The organism is Pedobacter sp. ASV12, from assembly GCF_016429155.1.
Classification (GTDB): domain Bacteria; phylum Bacteroidota; class Bacteroidia; order Sphingobacteriales; family Sphingobacteriaceae; genus Pedobacter.
The window spans coordinates 1-12,328 of sequence record NZ_JAELUC010000017.1; the positions used below are offsets into that span (position 1 = coordinate 1).

The window sequence follows — 12,328 nt, forward strand, 5'->3', positions numbered from 1 at the left end:
CCCCCCCCCCCCCCCCCCCCCCCCCCCCCCCCCCCCCCCCCCCCCCCCCCCCTCTTTTAGATGTGTATAAGAGACAGAACCTCGCCATAACCGTTAATCAAACCCGCACTAGGTTGACCAATTAGGGTAATGTTCAGGTTTCTTTTGAGGTCGACAGCGTTCATCACGGCCGATGAGAAAGTCGTTTTGCCAATCAGTACAAAAAACTTGTTCTTTTGGTTAAGATAGCTCTGCTTGATTTGCTCGGTAAACGGCTCTAGAATGCCCGAATTGCCGCCACTGTTATAGCGTAGATCGAGTACAATTTTCTCGGGCTTGTGCTCATTGATGCTGGCAAACAGCTCGTCGTTGAACTTGGCAAAAGGATAGTTCGGCATTTCCCTGCACTGGCTGTAGTTGAAATACAGGATTTTTTTATCGGCGCTATACTCAAACCAGTAGTTGCCGGCTTTCTTTTTGGAAAGCAGGCTTTGGCCAGACCTTACCAAAGGCAGTTTTGCAGCATTGTTGCCGGCTACCGAAGCAAGGCTTATCTTTGTTGTTTGCTCTTTGTTTGTGCTAAAAACGAAGATGGCTTTAGAAACGTCGTCAATAAGGCCCAAGCCTTTCAACAATACGGGGTTATTAAGGTGATGTACCAAATGATCATTGAAATAAGAAGGATTTTCGTGGAGGATGATTTCCTTAAAGCGGGTAACCACTTCGCTTACCGGATGACCGTTTATGCTCTCCAACTTGCTGTTTAACAAGGAGGAATGGGCCGAATCGATGCCGGTTACAAAAAGGCCTTCCTTAAAAACTTCGAATTGGATAGGCAGGGTCTTGGTAAAATCAACCTCTATAAAAGTATGTTCATCGCCTATGGATACGGTCAGTTTAAAAAGCTCGGCTATAAAGCGGTCCCAGTCAAGCGAGTTAGACCTCATTAAAATCTGGTCGACTTTGTTTTCGAACTGGGCGCGGTCTATTTTGGCAAATAGGTTGGTATGCTTTTCTGGAAGTGTTTTTTTTAGGAATTCGAGGTCTTGTACAAAATCTTCTTTGCTAAGCGATTGCGCCCAGCTGCCAAAGCTGCACAAGGCGAAAAATAGGATAGGGAGTATTGTTCTTTTCATGTTTAGGTTTTCCAAAAGACAAGGCTTTTGTGGAAACGTTGCACCCAATCGCAGCAAATTAGAATTTATACTTGCCCATTTTTCCGTCTATCGTTAAATATGCCGGCAATGCAGCCGAGCCATACCAGTTGAACAGTTCGGCATCCAGTAGCTTGGCTTTTACTGCCGGGTCTGTAGCCAGCATTTCCTTGGCTTCGTCGAGCGATTTGGTGTTGAGGATAAAAATGCCCCTATAGCTCTTGTCGTTCTTGCCCAAAGGTCCGGCAACAATGAGCTTGTTCTGTTGCACCAGCTTGCCCATATTGGCCATGTGTCCGGCAAAGAGGCTATCGGTTTTGGCTTTGGTTTCGGTAGTATTGCTCCCTGTTTTAAGGATCACCAATACGTACATCTTCATGCCATAATCGTCGGCACCATATTCTTTGGCAAGTTTTTCATCGTATTTCGGATTGGCCTTTTTTTCCTGGGCACCCACGTAGATGCAAGCGCAAAGCAGCAGGGTAGACAACAGTAATTTTTTCATGATAATTTAAATTTTAAGCTGAAATGATTAATGGAGCTAGTCTAGATCCTTTTCCCGCATCCACTTGACCAGCTCGGCTTTTAGTGCTTCGCCCATTTTTTTCTGATTGGCCGGATCCTGCAAAAAAGCCTTGCTCACCCCATTGTCGCCAATTTCCAGTAAAACCCGGTATTTGGCGGTATTGATGTTTTCGTCGAGACTATAAAATGCTTTTTTGCCTGTAGCTTTGCAGGTGTAATCGTTTCTTCCGGTCGAGCTATCGAAAAGAACGCCTCGGTTTTCCAGGTCGGTGGCCTTGCTGATGGCGGCGATCAATCGTGCAGCCAATTCCTTGTTTTCAGCTTCCTGGGCATCGCCTTCATGTATATAGCCCCAAATAGCATGGCGCTTGGTGCCACCGTTATTGTGTACAGCGATAAATACGGTGGGCTTCAATTTATTCGATTCCTGCAATTCGTAGGCATAGCCCGATATTTTGCCATCGATAATAGCCGAAGTATGTTCAATTACGGTATTGCTGCCTACATCGGGATGGTGCAGGCCTTCCTGGTGCAGGCTCCAAACCTTGTGTTCGTTTAAGGTTGGCTTGCTGGCCATGGCGCCCTCTATGATGCCGTTACAGGTGGCGGCTTCGCTAAAATCGGTTCCGGTGTCGGTTTGGTGCGAGGGTTGCCACACCACAACCGTTTTGGGCTTAAGCGGTACGTGGCCAACACTGGTGCAAAGGGCTAAGCCCAAAGTGGCTAGCAATAACTTGTTCATAAAAGGGCGATTTGGTGAAAACTAAAGATAGCAAATCTTCAGATAGGCTGGCAAAGAAAAAGCCCAATCGTTTTGACTGGGCTTTTTTATGGTTTTCTTTAGTGGTTAGCAGTTTACAATCACGCAATCGAACAGCTAACCTCGGTTAGTTTTTCATCATCTTCAAGAAAGTAGCCAGTTTGGCTTTCATTTGCCTTCTGTCTACAATAAAATCCAAAAATCCGTGCTCTAATACAAATTCGGAGGTTTGGAAACCTTTAGGCAGGTCTTTTTTAATGGTTTCTTTGATAACGCGCGGTCCGGCAAAGCCGATCAAAGCGCCAGGTTCGGCAATGTTAATGTCGCCCAGCATGGCATAAGACGCCGTCACACCACCGGTAGTCGGATCGGTAAGCAAAGAAATGTATGGAATTTTAGCTTGGCTCAACAAAGCCAGTTTAGCCGAAGTTTTAGCCATCTGCATCAAAGAAAAGGCGGCTTCCATCATTCGTGCACCGCCCGACTTCGAAATCATCAGGAAAGGCACCTTGTGTTTAAGGCTGTAGTCGATAGAGCGCGCAATTTTTTCACCTACTACCGATCCCATCGAACCGCCGATAAAAGCGAAGTCCATACAGGCAATCATGATTTCTTCGCCATCAATTTTGCCGTGTGCAGCCCTGATGGCATCTTTTAAGCCTGTTTTGGCCGTAGTTTCGACAATTCTTTCTGTATACGGCTTGCTATCGACAAAGTGAAGCGGATCGCCCGAAGTTAAGTTGCCGAAAAGTTCGGTAAACTCGTTATTGTCAAAAAGAACCTGGAAATATTCTTTAGAACCTATTCTGAGGTGGTAGTCGCAGTAGTGGCAAACGTACTTGTTTTCTATCAAGTCTGCGCTGTGGAGTGCTTTTTTACAGTTCGGACACTTGTTCCACAAGCCGTCTGGCGCTTCTTTTTTTTCTTCTGTTGAGGTACTGATCCCCTTTTTTTCTCTCTTAAACCAAGCCATGTTACTTTTAAAAAATGCGAGTACAAAGAAACAAAAAAATATTTTAAGCGGTAGTTTTAATTTCGCCTAAATATAATTTGCGCAGACAGCCCCAAACGCTTAAGGCTAAATCGATTTTAAAAAGGCGGAGCCAAGATTTTTGTTTTCAAATTAAAATAGTGCTTTCAAATATAATTGTATATTAGCCGATGATATTGTAAAAAGTACACTAAGTTGATTGTTGAATACAGTTCAGCTTTAAGCGGTATTTTTTAAAATTTTTGCTAAATTCGAAAATCAACAAAACAAATATAAAATGAGTTTAAAAGGCTATAAAGGCGTAATTTACGGAGCAGCCGTTCAGGAGTTGTTTGAACAGGCTAAAAAACATCAATTTGCATTGCCAGCGGTAAACGTTACGGGTACCAATACCATCAATGCGGTAATGGAAACGGCAAAAGCGGTAAATTCGCCGGTAATGATCCAGCTTTCTAATGGTGGCGCGCAATTTTATGCGGGCAAAACCCTAAACAACGATAACTTGAATGCTTGCGTGCTGGGTGCGGTTTCTGCGGCCAAACACGTGCATTTATTGGCCGAGCACTATGGCGTAGCGGTTATTTTGCATACCGACCATGCGGCTAAAAAATTGTTGCCTTGGATTGACGGCCTTTTAGACCATGGAGAGAAATTCTTTGCCGAAACCGGCAAGCCTTTGTTCTCGTCGCACATGTTGGACCTTTCTGAAGAGCCGATTGAAGAAAACATGGAAATCTGCACCAAGTACCTGGAGCGCATGAGCAAAATGGGCATGACCATCGAAATCGAGCTGGGCGTTACCGGTGGCGAGGAAGATGGCGTAGACAACAGTGATGTAGACAGTTCTAAACTATATACCCAGCCGTCTGAAGTGGCTTATGCCTACGAAGAACTGAGCAAAGTAAGCGACAGGTTTACCATTGCGGCCGCTTTTGGAAACGTACACGGCGTTTATAAACCAGGAAACGTAAAGCTGCAACCGATTATCCTGAAGAATTCGCAGGATTATGTAAGAGAAAAATTCGGTTTGACTGCCGAAAAACCTGTTAACTTCGTATTCCATGGTGGTTCTGGTTCTTCTCAGGAAGAAATCAGGGAAGCTATTTCGTACGGTGCCATCAAAATGAACATCGATACCGATATGCAATGGGCATTTTGGGAGGGCATTTTAGCTTATTACAAAAAGAACGAAGCCTATCTGCAAGGCCAGATCGGCAACCCAGAGGGCGAAGATAAGCCGAATAAAAAATACTACGATCCACGCGTTTGGTTGCGCAAAGGCGAAGAAGAGTTTGTAAAACGACTCACCGTTGCCTTCGAAGATTTGAACTGTATCAACGTACACGAAAAGTTGTAAGCGGCAAACATTTCGCAAGCTAAAAATGTTTAAAGAAAGCGTAACAGTAGAATTACTCGTTGCGCTTTTTTTATGCCCGTATTTATTCGCAAATTAGTATAATAAAACACCCGTTATGAAAAGTAGAAAAAAGAAAGGTAATCTGTTCGAAGATTTTGCCAATGCCGCTACCCGTTTTACCGGCAGCTCTTATGCTTTTTTGGCCGCCACGGCCATTGTGGTTTTATGGGCGGTATCGGGACCAATTTTCGATTATTCCGAAACCTGGCAACTCGTCATCAATACCGGAACCACGATCATTACTTTCTTGATGGTATTCCTGATCCAGAAATCGCAGAACAAAGACAGCAAGGCCATCCAGCTGAAGCTGAACGAGCTGATTGCGGCACACGAGCAGGCCAGTAACCGCATGGTTGATATCGAAGACCTGACCGAAAAGGAACTCGACCAGTTGCATAAGTTCTATGTAACCTTGTCTAAACTGGCCAAAAAGGAAAGCGATATCCATTGTTCGCACTCCATAGATCGGGCTGAAGAGATCAACGAGCAAAAAGCAAAGCACATTTTAAAAACCGCAAAGAAACAATAAAATGGACACACTTCAAGTACACAAGGCTACCACCAAAGAAGAACTGGAAAAAGTTTTCGCCATCCGTAAGATCGTTTTTGTACACGAACAGGGCTGTCCGCCAGAACTGGAATGGGAAAACGAAGATGTATCGACCCATTTTTTGGCTTTATCAGACCATCGGCCTTGTGGAGCTTGTCGCTGGCGCAAAACCGATAAAGGCTATAAGCTGGAGCGTTTTGCGGTGCTGAAAGAGTTTAGGGGCCAAGGCGTTGGCCGGGCCCTGATTGCCACTGCGCTCGACGATTTGCCACCCGATGCCAATTACATTTACCTCAACTCGCAACTGGATGCCATGAGCCTTTATGCCAAGTTTGGCTTTGTAGCTGAAGGCGAACAGTTTGAGGAAGCTGGGATACAGCATTTCAGGATGGTGAAGAAGGTTTAGTTTGAAGCATCACGTGTTTCATCATTTTTTACCTTGTTAAGGTAGGTTAATGCCCACTTTCTTTTGGTTTTGTCGGCCAACGAAGCCTTTAATGTCTTGTAATAGGCGTTGATATAAAGAAGATCGTTGTTGGCAACATAGTAGGATAGGACTTGTGCCTTGCTGATTTTGGATTGATCGTATTGACCTTCTAGCATCCTTGATTTTTCGTTCCAATTATACTGCACCATGGTTGAATCGTCGGTAATTTTTGGACTATAGTCTATTTGCGAAATATCAGCAAACTGGTTGTAATAAGCCATTTTAATGGTCAAAGGCTTTGTTTTTTGGATGGTCGATTCCAGCCATAATACACGGAATCCCCAATAGCCCTGCATATTTCCATTTTCAAGTTCGTTTAAAACCGGAATGAGCTTTCCATCGTCATATTTGTAAAAGAAAAAATTATTCCACCATATACCCGAGCCCGATACAAAACCTTTTACATAATATACCACCGTCTTTCCATCGGTATCTTTGTAGTGCTTCAGTTCAAGCCCGTATCGATTATAGCCGTTGTGTTTGGAAATGACCTTGTTTCCTTCAAAAAAATATAAATAAGCATGCTCGCAATGCCCCGGATCGCCAATACAAATCGCGAACTCATCCACTCCTTTTTTATTTTTTCCGAAGGGGAAGTACAAAATTGGCGTATTGCCTTTCTTATAGGTAAGCATTACGCTTGCCGTTCGGCAAGAGGTATCGATTTGAGGGTCTTTAAAGATGGCCTTTGCTTGGTCGACGTTAATGAAGCCTTTTTTAAGGGTATGTCGAAGTGTTTTTAAGTCCTGTGCAGTAATAACAAGATCTAGCTGTGGCTGATTTCTAAAAACCGAATCGGCACCAAAAGCGATTTTATCGGCAAGCGGTTGCGTAGCCAAATGGCCTATGCTGTCTAAATAGGCTTCAAGTTGCTGTCCGCTGTATTGGATATCTTTTTGAGTTGATTTACTAGGTTTTGAGTTTTTAACAGGATGTGGCCCGTTTTGATTACTTGTGGTTTTCTGGCCGTTATTGCAACTCAATAGAACCAAAAAAGAGGCGAGGTAAATCAGTGTTTTCAATGGGTTAAGCTATGCATAAATATAATTAAATGCATCAGGAAAATAACAAGCAATTAATGGAATATTTTGCCCGAATAAGCCATAGCTTCTACCCATTTTTCTAGATCGAGAGCCAGATATTCGCCTTTCGATTGCAGATAAGCAATCAAGTCTTCGGTGGCCATGTTGCCCGTCAGATCGTCGGTAGCCATGGGGCAGCCTCCAAAGCCTTTTAGGGCACTGTCAAAACGCTTGCAGCCAACTTCGTAAGCCGCTTCGATCTTTTCTAATCGGGTTTGTGGCGTACTGTGCAAATGGATGCCGATTTCGGTTTGCGGAAAACTGTTTATCAATGCCGGCAAAAGGGCTCTGATCTTTTCAGGTGAAGAAACCCCGGTGGTGTCTGCCAGTGCCAGGATTTTTACGCCCCGGTTCACCAGCTCATAGGCCCAATGCTGTACAATTTCGGTATTCCACTCGTCGCCATAAGGATTGCCAAATCCCATAGAAAGGTAAACCACTGCCGTTTTGTTGTGTTGGTCGCATAAATTGAGCATTTCTTCAACCGTATGCAACGACTGGGCAATGCTCGAGTTCGTATTGCGCTGCTGGAAGGTCTCAGACACCGAAAAGGGAAAACCGAGGTAGGTAATGGCCTGATGTTGAACGGCCTCTGCTACGCCCCTTAAATTGGCTACAATGGCCAGCAGTTTAGATTTGGTACGAGCCATATCCAGCAAACCGAGCACTTCTTGGGTATCGCGCAATTGTGGAATGGCCTTTGGCGAAACAAAGCTGCCAAAATCGATGGTATCAAAGCCTACCTGCAACAAAAGATTGATGTATTGGGCTTTAATTGCGGTGGGAATAAAATCGTGCAGGCCTTGCATGGCATCGCGTGGACATTCTACGAGTTTCATGGGTTAAGGGTTATCAAGTTGAAAGGTTATCAAGTTGGGATTCGGGTTGCAATTAATGCTGCTTTTTCAGTTGACGGTTAAGCAATAAGCTAATTTTTCTTGTCTTCTGCTTCAAGTTTGTCGGCTTTTACAAATGGCCTGATAATTAATCGCGTGCCTCTGTCGTAGCTAAAGTAGCTCCAAACCCAGTTTACAAAAACCACCAGTTTGTTTCTGAAGCCAACGAGGGTCATCAGGTGGACAAACATCCAGGTAAACCAGGCAAAAACGCCCTGAAAACGAATTTTGTTGATGTCGACCACGGCACGGTTACGGCCCACGGTAGCCATCGCACCTTTGTCAAAGTACTTAAAGTCTTCGGTAGGTTCGTTGTTGATGAGGTGGATCAGGTTTTTGGCCAATTGTTTGCCTTGCTGAATGGCTGCAGGCGCAACTCCTGGGTGTCCGTTAGGGGTTTCATCGGTAATCATGGCCGCTACATCGCCAATGGCATAAATGTTCTGGTAGCCCTCTACGCGGTTAATCTTGTCGACTTTTAACCGATTGCCACGTACAATTTTCTCGGTATTGAGGCCATCGAGCACCACACCCTTTACACCGGCGCTCCAAATTACGGTAGAGGAGGCAATGGTGCGGCCATCAACAAAAGAAAGCACCTTGCCATCGTAGGCCTGTACGCGGGTTTCGGTGTATACGGTTACACCCAGCTCTTCGAGAAAAGCCTTGGCTTTTTGCTGGGCCTGTACAGACATGGCGCCTAAAAGTTCTGGCGAGCCTTCGACCAGGTAAATGTTCACCTTGTGGATATCCAGCTCGGGATAATCGTTTTTTAAGACATGCTTTTTAAGCTCGGCAATGGCACCAGCGGTTTCAACACCGGTTGGGCCGCCGCCAACCACCACAAAGTTTAAAAGCTCGGCTTCTTGTTCGGGCGTTTTGGCAATGAGCGAAGCCTCGAGGTTCTGCAAAATCAGGCTGCGCAGGTTTAAGGCTTCGGGAATAGACTTCATTGGCATGGCATTGTGCTCTATTTCGGCCTGGCCAAAGAAATTGCTGGTAGAACCTGTGGCAATTACCAAATGGTCGTATTTGATTTCGCCAATCGTAGTTAAGAGGGTATTGCTTTCGGGAATGACCTTTTCTACTTCGGTTACCCTAAAAGTGAGGTTTTTTTGTCCCTTGAATATTTTTCGGATCGGGAAGGCAATCGAATCGGCCTCCAGGCCACCGGTAGCAACCTGATAGAGCAGGGGCTGAAAAGTGTGGTAGTTGTGCCTATCGAGTATAGTCACTTCTACGTTTTTTTTACGGAGTTTCTTGGCCAGCTCTATGCCGCCAAAACCGCCGCCAACAATAACTATTTTCTGCTTTTCGTTGTTCATATCTGATAAACCCATGAGCTTCGCATTTAGTTTAGCAAATATAGAAGATACTTTAGCATTGTTGCTTAAACCAGTTTAAGAACAGGGCGTTTATGGTAATTTGATTGTAACAAAAAAGGCCCCGAAATTTTCGGGGCCTCTTGAATATATTTTTCAACCTATTTTTTCTTTTCGTCTTTCGACAAGTCGATTACGATAGGGGTTGAGATACACAATGAAGAGTAAGTACCGATGATACGTCCGATTAACAAGGCAAAGATAAAGCCACGGATGCTATCGCCACCAAAGATGAAGATCACCATCAATACGAAGAATACCGTTAATGAGGTTAGGATGGTACGGCTCAAGGTGCTGTTCAATGCAAAGTTGATCAAGTTATTGCGTTCTTCGCCATATACATCGGCTTTGCCGGTTTCGCCCAATTTCTCGCGGATACGGTCGAATACGACCACGGTTTCTGTCATGGTATAACCCATTACCGTTAAAATGGCGGCAATGAAATCCTGTCCAATTTCTAATGGGAAAGGCAACACGCCATCTAAAATGGTGTAGAACGAAAGTACCAACAATACGTCGTGGAACAAGGCGATAACCGCACCCAAACCATATTGCCATTTTTTGAAACGTACCAAGATGTAGATAAACATCACGATACAAGAGAACAAGATTGCACCGTATGCACCATAAATGATGTCGCTGGCAATAGTAGGGGTTACTTTTTGCGAGCTTTCGATGCTATATTTCGCGCCTAGTTCGTCTAACCCTTTTCTCAAAGCGGTTTCAACTACTTTATCGGCATTCTGGTCTTGGTCGTTGATATGGAAAGGCGTAGTAATTTTTAACGAGTTATCCGTTCCGGCTGTCTTTACCAAGGCTTCTTCGCCATCGAAATTAGCCGAAAGCTTTTTGGCTACATCTTCGGTGTTCATGGCTTTGTCGAACTTCACCATGTAGGTTCTGCCGCCTTTAAAATCAACACCCAGGTGCAGGCCGCCATTTTTTACATAGAAACCGATACCGGCCAAAATGATAAGCGACGAAATCACATAATAAAGCTTTCTACGGCCAACAAAGTTGAAGGCAATGTTTTTGAATGCGTTTCTGGTTACGCTGTTATCGAAAGAAATTGACGATTTTTTGTTCAGCAAACCTTCAAAAATTACGCGGGAGATTGCTACTGCAGCGAATAATGAAGTTACGATACCCACCATTAAGGTTACGGCAAAACCACGAACCGGTCCAGTACCGAAAATGGCCAGGATAAATCCAAGGATAAACAAGGTAACGTTCGAGTCGATGATAGACGACATGGCGTGCTTAAAGCCTTCTCTAATGGCTACGGCAGTGCTCTTGCCATGCGCCAGCTCTTCACGTACACGCTCGAAGATCAAGATGTTCGCATCTACCGATAAACCGATGGTTAATACGATACCAGCAATACCTGGAAGGGTTAATACCGCATGGAAGGCGGCCAATATACCCATGATAAAGAACAAGTTGATGACCAAGGCCAAGTTGGCTACCCAACCTGCTTTGTTGTAGTACATGGCCATAAAGGCTAAGATTACAATAAAGGCAATGATGAATGAAGCCAGACCACTGTTGATTGCTTGTTGACCCAATGATGGACCTACCACGAAATCTGAAACGATTTTGGCAGGAGCAGGCAATTTACCGGCCTTTAAAATGTTGGCCAAGTCTTTGGTGTCTTCTTGCGTAAAGCTTCCAGAGATAGAAGAAACGCCGTTAGGGATTTCGTTCTGTACGGTAGGCGCTGAATATACGGTATTGTCTAATACAATGGCAATGGCTTTTTTGTTGTTTGGATCGGCTGCGGCATCGGCAGTGATCTTTTTCCATTTGGTAGCACCTTCAGAAGTCATGAACATGGTTACCTCTGGTCTGTTTTGCTGATCGAAATCGGCACGGGCGTTGGCAATCGCATCGCCACCCAAATCAGGTTTTCCGTCTAAAGAAGTTACTTTGATGGCATAAAGTTCGAATAGTTTGGTGCCAGTTCTAGGCTTGGCACTCCACATGAACTTCATATTGCCAGGAATAATCGGCTTTACTTCGGCTTTGGCAAAGAAGGCATTTACTTTGGCCGTGTCTTTTTGCATGGCAATACCTACTACGGCTCCAGGAATCAACGACATCTGACCAGCTTCGTTAGGCGCAATTGCAGGTTGCAATAGGGCAAACAAAGGGTTCTTTTTGGCTTCGTTAAGGACTTTGGTTGCTTTAGAAGTATCAGCAGTGTTGCCTTTAGTGGTTAAACCAGCCAATTTACCGCCTTTTTTGGTGGTATCGCCAGCAACTGCAGGCGTAGTGGCTACGGTATCTTTAACGCCAGCAGCCAAGGTTTTGTTGATGTTGTCCAAAACGCCATAAGTTTCATCGTTTTGGTAAACTTGCCAGAACTGCAATTCGGCCGAGCCTTGCAATAGCTTGCGTACACGCTCTTTGTCTTGGATGCCCGGCATCTCGATGAAGATACGGTTTGAGCCTTCCTGCTTCTGCATGTTCGGACTTACCACGCCAAAACCATCAATACGGCTACGCAAGATAATGAACGAACGGTCGATGGCACTGTTGGCTTCTTTAGACAAGTAGTTTTTTACTTCAGAATTGCTCGAGTTGCTTTTTAAAACGGTCGAATTATCTTGGTTGGCAAAGAAATCGGCCAATTTTCCGTTAGGTACAAGTTTTTCGTATTCGTTAACAAACAAAGAGATGAAATCTTTTCCACCAGTGTTCATTTGTTGCTGTGCATTTTTCAATGCCTCGTTAAAGTTGGCATCGGTAGGATTGCCCGCTAAAGATTTGGTCAGCTCTGCCAACGAAATCTCCATGGTCACGTTCATACCACCTTTCAAGTCGAGGCCAAGGTTGATTTCCTTGCTTTTTACTTGTTGATAGGTTAGGCCTAAACCGGGATAAACCGGAACGGTAGCCATCGAATCTAAATAGGCTTTCTCCTTAACGGCATCGCCTTTGGCATACTCTTTGGCTTTTTTCTCTACATTATAAGTAACTAGATTAAACGAAAGTGAATACAGACAGACAATACCCAATAGTATTGCCATAAATTTAATAAAACCTTTACCTTGCATTTGTTTGACTTTTGTATATAATTTTTTCTATAGTATGCTGTTTTTAAAC

General features: G+C 44.4%; 11 protein-coding genes. 3 read left to right on the forward strand and 8 right to left on the reverse strand.

What is annotated here, in order from left to right:
- Positions 1-56 precede the first annotated feature (56 nt).
- From JHD69_RS06485 to accD, 4 genes are all read right to left on the reverse strand, one after another.
- Positions 57-1,115 carry a hypothetical protein gene (locus JHD69_RS06485; RefSeq protein WP_199138524.1) on the reverse strand — a complete coding sequence of 353 codons (1,059 nt, stop codon included), beginning with the start codon at positions 1,113-1,115 and terminating at the stop codon, positions 57-59.
- 58 nt (positions 1,116-1,173) lie between these two features.
- Complete coding sequence (locus JHD69_RS06490) at positions 1,174-1,638, reverse strand: YciI family protein (RefSeq protein ID WP_199138526.1); 465 nt, start codon at positions 1,636-1,638, stop codon at positions 1,174-1,176.
- A gap of 36 nt (positions 1,639-1,674) precedes the next feature.
- Complete coding sequence (locus JHD69_RS06495; protein WP_199138528.1) at positions 1,675-2,400, reverse strand: N-acetylmuramoyl-L-alanine amidase; 726 nt, start codon at positions 2,398-2,400, stop codon at positions 1,675-1,677.
- Positions 2,401-2,545: 145 nt separating this feature from the next.
- Positions 2,546-3,391: an acetyl-CoA carboxylase, carboxyltransferase subunit beta gene (accD, locus tag JHD69_RS06500; protein WP_199138530.1), complete on the reverse strand. Its 846-nt coding sequence runs from the start codon at positions 3,389-3,391 to the stop codon at positions 2,546-2,548.
- A gap of 295 nt (positions 3,392-3,686) precedes the next feature.
- Between accD and fbaA the strand changes: the two genes are divergently transcribed.
- The 3 genes from fbaA to JHD69_RS06515 all read left to right on the forward strand — a co-directional run bounded on the left by fbaA (position 3,687) and on the right by JHD69_RS06515 (position 5,782).
- On the forward strand, positions 3,687-4,766 hold the full coding sequence (fbaA, locus tag JHD69_RS06505) for a class II fructose-bisphosphate aldolase (protein WP_199138532.1): 1,080 nt from the start codon (positions 3,687-3,689) through the stop codon (positions 4,764-4,766).
- Between the two features lie 115 nt (positions 4,767-4,881).
- Positions 4,882-5,355, forward strand: coding sequence for a low affinity iron permease family protein (locus JHD69_RS06510; RefSeq protein ID WP_199138534.1), 474 nt, complete (start codon positions 4,882-4,884; stop codon positions 5,353-5,355).
- Position 5,356: 1 nt separating this feature from the next.
- Positions 5,357-5,782, forward strand: a complete 426-nt coding sequence (locus JHD69_RS06515) for a GNAT family N-acetyltransferase (protein WP_199138536.1) — start codon at positions 5,357-5,359, stop codon at positions 5,780-5,782.
- Here the strand turns inward: JHD69_RS06515 and JHD69_RS06520 are convergent.
- From JHD69_RS06520 to secDF, 4 genes are all read right to left on the reverse strand, one after another.
- Positions 5,779-6,885 carry a hypothetical protein gene (locus JHD69_RS06520; protein ID WP_199138539.1) on the reverse strand — a complete coding sequence of 369 codons (1,107 nt, stop codon included), beginning with the start codon at positions 6,883-6,885 and terminating at the stop codon, positions 5,779-5,781. The genes JHD69_RS06515 and JHD69_RS06520 overlap by 4 nt on opposite strands.
- 53 nt (positions 6,886-6,938) lie before the next feature.
- On the reverse strand, positions 6,939-7,784 hold the full coding sequence (locus JHD69_RS06525; protein WP_199138541.1) for a hydroxymethylglutaryl-CoA lyase: 846 nt from the start codon (positions 7,782-7,784) through the stop codon (positions 6,939-6,941).
- A gap of 89 nt (positions 7,785-7,873) precedes the next feature.
- Positions 7,874-9,181, reverse strand: a complete 1,308-nt coding sequence (locus JHD69_RS06530; RefSeq protein WP_199138543.1) for an NAD(P)/FAD-dependent oxidoreductase — start codon at positions 9,179-9,181, stop codon at positions 7,874-7,876.
- Positions 9,182-9,324: 143 nt separating this feature from the next.
- Positions 9,325-12,279, reverse strand: a complete 2,955-nt coding sequence (gene secDF, locus JHD69_RS06535) for a protein translocase subunit SecDF (protein WP_199138545.1) — start codon at positions 12,277-12,279, stop codon at positions 9,325-9,327.
- Positions 12,280-12,328 lie beyond the last annotated feature (49 nt).

Bases quoted from the DNA above. Each gene is read 5' to 3' on its own strand.
- JHD69_RS06485 (WP_199138524.1), bottom strand. From the start codon at position 1,115: ATGAAAAGAACAATACTCCCTATCCTATTTTTCGCCTTGTGCAGCTTT.
- JHD69_RS06490 (WP_199138526.1), bottom strand. From the start codon at position 1,638: ATGAAAAAATTACTGTTGTCTACCCTGCTGCTTTGCGCTTGCATCTAC.
- JHD69_RS06495 (WP_199138528.1), bottom strand. From the start codon at position 2,400: ATGAACAAGTTATTGCTAGCCACTTTGGGCTTAGCCCTTTGCACCAGT.
- accD (WP_199138530.1), bottom strand. From the start codon at position 3,391: ATGGCTTGGTTTAAGAGAGAAAAAAAGGGGATCAGTACCTCAACAGAA.
- fbaA (WP_199138532.1), top strand. From the start codon at position 3,687: ATGAGTTTAAAAGGCTATAAAGGCGTAATTTACGGAGCAGCCGTTCAG.
- JHD69_RS06510 (WP_199138534.1), top strand. From the start codon at position 4,882: ATGAAAAGTAGAAAAAAGAAAGGTAATCTGTTCGAAGATTTTGCCAAT.
- JHD69_RS06515 (WP_199138536.1), top strand. From the start codon at position 5,357: ATGGACACACTTCAAGTACACAAGGCTACCACCAAAGAAGAACTGGAA.
- JHD69_RS06525 (WP_199138541.1), bottom strand. From the start codon at position 7,784: ATGAAACTCGTAGAATGTCCACGCGATGCCATGCAAGGCCTGCACGAT.
- JHD69_RS06530 (WP_199138543.1), bottom strand. From the start codon at position 9,181: ATGGGTTTATCAGATATGAACAACGAAAAGCAGAAAATAGTTATTGTT.
- secDF (WP_199138545.1), bottom strand. From the start codon at position 12,279: ATGCAAGGTAAAGGTTTTATTAAATTTATGGCAATACTATTGGGTATT.